The sequence below is a fragment of the Mesorhizobium sp. M7A.F.Ca.MR.148.00.0.0 genome (genome assembly GCF_003997735.1).
GTDB lineage: Bacteria > Pseudomonadota > Alphaproteobacteria > Rhizobiales > Rhizobiaceae > Mesorhizobium.
The window spans coordinates 1-4228 of record NZ_RZTB01000221.1; the positions used below are offsets into that span (position 1 = coordinate 1).

At 62.3% G+C, this 4228-nt stretch carries 4 protein-coding genes; all 4 read right to left on the reverse strand.

The genetic code is table 11. The features are described 5' to 3' along the window. Positions 1-213: 213 nt before the first annotated feature. Positions 214-675: a MucR family transcriptional regulator gene (locus EOB49_RS33115; RefSeq protein WP_127270031.1), complete on the reverse strand. Its 462-nt coding sequence runs from the start codon at positions 673-675 to the stop codon at positions 214-216. Between the two features lie 214 nt (positions 676-889). Beyond that, positions 890-1609 carry an ROK family protein gene (locus EOB49_RS33120; RefSeq protein WP_127383432.1) on the reverse strand — a complete coding sequence of 240 codons (720 nt, stop codon included), beginning with the start codon at positions 1607-1609 and terminating at the stop codon, positions 890-892. Between the two features lie 12 nt (positions 1610-1621). After that, positions 1622-2998 carry a glucose-6-phosphate dehydrogenase gene (gene zwf / locus EOB49_RS33125; protein ID WP_127267460.1) on the reverse strand — a complete coding sequence of 459 codons (1377 nt, stop codon included), beginning with the start codon at positions 2996-2998 and terminating at the stop codon, positions 1622-1624. A gap of 22 nt (positions 2999-3020) precedes the next feature. Beyond that, the gene (gene gnd, locus EOB49_RS33130; protein ID WP_127383433.1) at positions 3021-4034 is read right to left on the reverse strand and encodes a phosphogluconate dehydrogenase (NAD(+)-dependent, decarboxylating); all 1014 of its coding nucleotides are present in this window, start codon (positions 4032-4034) and stop codon (positions 3021-3023) included. Positions 4035-4228: the final 194 nt, after the last annotated feature.

Genomic DNA, 4228 nt, shown 5'->3' on the forward strand with positions numbered 1-4228 from the left:
CCTAGAGCAGTTCACCGTTTCACGGAAACGGTGACCCGCTCTAACTCCTTGTTTTTAGGCAATTCCGGACGGAAAACCGTTTCACAATTTTCCTGGAATTGCTCTAGGAACCCGTCCACCTATCCAAGCCATAAAAATAGGAAGCCTGCCAAGGCGAATTCGCCGGCAGGCTTCTGTTCCAGTCGTCCTAACTGTTGGCTCAGGACCGAATGATCAGGCCGAGGCCTTGGCCTTCCTGCCCTTAGCTGGTGCCTTCACGGGGGCGGCCTTGCGGCCGAGGCCGATCGACTTCGCCAGCAGCGAACGCGAGGCCGCGTAGTTGGGGGCGACCATCGGATAGTCCGACGGCAAGCCCCATTTGGCGCGATAGGCGTCCGGCGTCAGGCCGAAATGCACGCCCAGGTGACGCTTCAGCGATTTGAACTTCTTGCCGTCTTCGAGGCAGATGATGAAATCGGGTGTCACCGACTTCTTGGGGTTGACCGCCGGGACCAGGGGGGCAGCCACCGGGACCGCAGGCTTGCCGAGCGCGTTTATCGAGGCGCTGACGCTGGCGATGAGGTCGGCCAGGCCGGAGGCGGGCAAGCGGTTCTTCTCGACGTAAGCGGACACGATGTGAGCGGTCAGCTCGAGCAGATCGATGTCTTTACGGGCACTGTTGCTATCGTCGGTCACTCTATTTCTCCGTCTACAGCGAATGACCTGAAAATCGGATTCGACTTCCGGAAAGGATCATGCGCGAAATCAAAATGCTATGGCGTCCTTCGTGCGTCCACGGACGAATGGCGTTGGTGTAGCGCGGAATTCCTAGTCGGCAAATCTGCGTATTGCAACGACTTGATGTCAGGTCACACGTTATTTTGAACAACTATATTAAACAATAACAGTATCAGACTATCAGCGCTTTGTCGCGCCACAAACGAAACCCGCCTTCGAAGGCGCGTGTGTTGTCGCCGCGCCTGGAGTCGGCGGGCAATTCATCGAGCTTGTCGACGTTGCCGCCGCCAATCACCACATAGTCCGGCTGCATGGCGGCACGGAGCCGGTCGACGACGTCGAAGACGTATTTGCGCCATTTCTTCTTGCCGCGCTTTTCCAGGCCGCGTTCGCCGACATAATCCTCGAAACTCCTGCCCTTCTTGTAGGGCAAATGCGCGAGTTCCATCGGTTGGGCGACGTTGTCGGCGATCATCGCCGCACCGAGACCGGTGCCGAGCCCGAGGAACAGCATGCGCCCGCCCTCGTAGCTGCCTATGGCTTGCATCAGCGCATCATTGACCACTTTCACCGGTTTGCCGAACGCGCCCGCAAAGTCGAATCCAGCCCAGCCCTTGCCGAGATTGGCGGGGTCGGCGAGCGGCCTGTTGTGATTGACCGGGCCGGGATAGCCCATCGAGACGACGTCGTAGGACAGGCCTTCGGCGAGCTTCTTCACCGCGTCGATCATCTGCTGCGGTGTCAGGCCCGGTCCGGAGTCGGCGCGGCGCTCCTCGCCGCCGGCGCTGGTGAGAATCTTGACGTGCGAGCCGCCGATGTCGATCGTGAGCACGATCTTTTCAGTATCCGGCTTCCCGGTGCCCGATGCAGGTTGCTTCACCGCCTTGGCCATCGTGTGGTCCTCTCACTTCACCGGATCGATCCAGCCATTGGGCGGCCCGAACCCGGCCATGACGTCCGCGGGTCCCCATGTGAGCGGCTCGTAGAGATGCGGCGGGGTGGTGTCGCCAAGCACCGGGCCGACGATGCGCCAGGCCAGTTCGCTGGCGTCCTGGCGGGTGAACAACTGCCCGTTGCCGTTCATGGCGTCGCCGATCAAACGCTCATAGGGCGGCATGTCGCCCTTTGAGTCGTCGAGCGCCGTCAGTTCGACCTGCTCGCCGATCATGTCGTCGCCCGGCGCCTTGCGCTGGGCTCCGATAGCGATCACCACCTGTGGGTCGATGCGGAAGCGGACGTAGTTCTGGTCGGCGGGCTTGATCGGATCGAAGACATCGAGCGGCGGCCGCTTCAGCCGCACCACCACTTCGGTGACATGCACCGGCATGTTCTTGCCGGCGCGGATGAAAAACGGCACGTCCTGCCAGCGCCAGGTGTCGACGAAGAAACGCACCGCCGCGAAGGTCTCGACCGGCGAGTTCGGCGCAACGCCCGGTTCGGCTAGATAGCCGGTGAACTGGCCACGCACGACATCGTCTTTGGTCAGCGTCCTGATTGCGCGCAGCACCTGCACCTTCTCATCGATCAGGTCGTCGGCGGACCGGCCGACAGGCGGCTCCATGGCAAGCAGCAACAGGATGTTGAGCAGATGGTTCTCGATGACGTCCCTGATGCAGCCGACATCGTCATAGAAACGGCCACGTCCCTCGACGCCGAAATCCTCGGCCATTGTGATCTGCACGCTTTCGACGTAGTTGCGGTTCCAGATCGGCTCGAGCAGCGAATTGGCGAAGCGGAAATAGAGCAGGTTCTGGATCGCTTCCTTGCCCAGGTAATGGTCGATGCGGAAGATCGACTGTTCGTCGAACACCAGATGCAGGACCCGGTTCAGCCAGCGCGCCGATTGCAGATCGTGACCGAAGGGCTTTTCCACCATCAGCCGCGCGCCATGCGCCGTGCCTGATTGCTCCAGCCCCTGGACGACGGTCTCGAACATGGTCGGCGGCACCGCCATGTAATGCAGCGGCCGCTGCGCGGTGCCGAGGGCGTTTTTCAGTTTCTCGAACGTCGCTCCGTCACGGTAGTCGCCGCTGACGTAGCGCAGCAGCGAGGCGAATTTGGCGAACGCTTTCTCGTCGATCTTGCCGAGCGCATTGACGATGCCGTCACGCGCGCGCGCCTGCAATTGCTTGAGGTCCCAGGCATCGAAGGCGACGCCGATCACCGGTTCGGTGAGCGTGCCCTTGGCGACCATCTGGTAAAGGGCTGGAAATATCTTCTTGTGGGCGAGGTCGCCGGTTGCCCCGAAGAGCACCAGCGTGTCGGACCGTTCCTGGCTCATGCGCGTGTCTCCCCCCGTGTCGTCACTTGCCGGCCTTCGGCTTCTCGACATGGCCGCCAAAGGCATAGCGCATGGCGGAGAGCAGCTTGTCGGCGAATTCGGATTCGCCCTGCGAGGAGAAGCGGTCGAACAGCGCCGAGGACAGCACCGGAGCCGGCACGCCGGTGTCGATCGCCGCCTTCAGCGTCCAGCGGCCTTCGCCGGAATCCGAGACGCGGCCGCCGAAATTCACCAGGCCCGGATCGCTTTTCAACGCGCCGGCCGTCAAGTCGAGCAGCCAGGAGCCGATAACGCTGCCATGCCGCCAGACCTCGGCCACCTGCGGAAGGTCGATGTCGAACTGGTAGTATTGCGGGTTTTCCAGCGGACTGGTCTCGGCGTCCGCCGTCCGTTGCCGCTTGCCGGCATTGGCCGACTTCAGGATGTTCATGCCTTCGGCATAGGCGGCCATGACGCCATATTCGATGCCGTTGTGCACCATCTTGACGAAGTGGCCGGCACCGCTCGGTCCGCAATGCAGATAGCCAAAGGGCGCGGTGCCGGCATCGCTGGGCGGATTGGAGCCGGCATCGGCGCCCGGTGCCAGCGTGGCGAAGATCGAATCGAGGTGCTGCACCGCCACGTCGGGGCCGCCGATCATCAGGCAGTAGCCACGCTCCAGGCCCCAGACGCCGCCACTGGTGCCGACATCGACAAGATGGATCCCGTTGCCGGCCAGTTTCGCGGCCTGGTCGACGGCGTCGTGGTAGTAGGAATTGCCGCCGTCGATAACGATGTCGCCGGGCTCCATCAGGGCCGCCACCTGGTCGATGATCCTGCCGGTGATCGCCGCCGGCAGCATCAGCCACACGCAGCGCGGCTTGGCCAGCTTGCCGACGAATTCTTCCATCGAGGCCGCCCCTGACGCGCCGTCGGTCACCAGGGCGGCGACGCTGGCCGGGTTGATGTCGTAGACGACGCATTCGTGGCCGTCGCGCATCAGGCGCCGGACCATGTTGGCGCCCATCCGGCCCAGTCCCATCATTCCGATCTGCATGGTTTCGTCCCTGTTTTCTAAGAGATTTGCGGGGTTATCGAGGGAAGGTCTACTGGCTATGATCTACTGGCCACCTTGGTCGCCCGATATGACGGAGAAGTCGACATTCTCCCAATCGCCGGTCCTGGGCCAGAAAAAAGTGAAGGTCAGCATCCTTCCCTCGGGGAGGCTTGCCACGGGCAGATCGGCAAGAT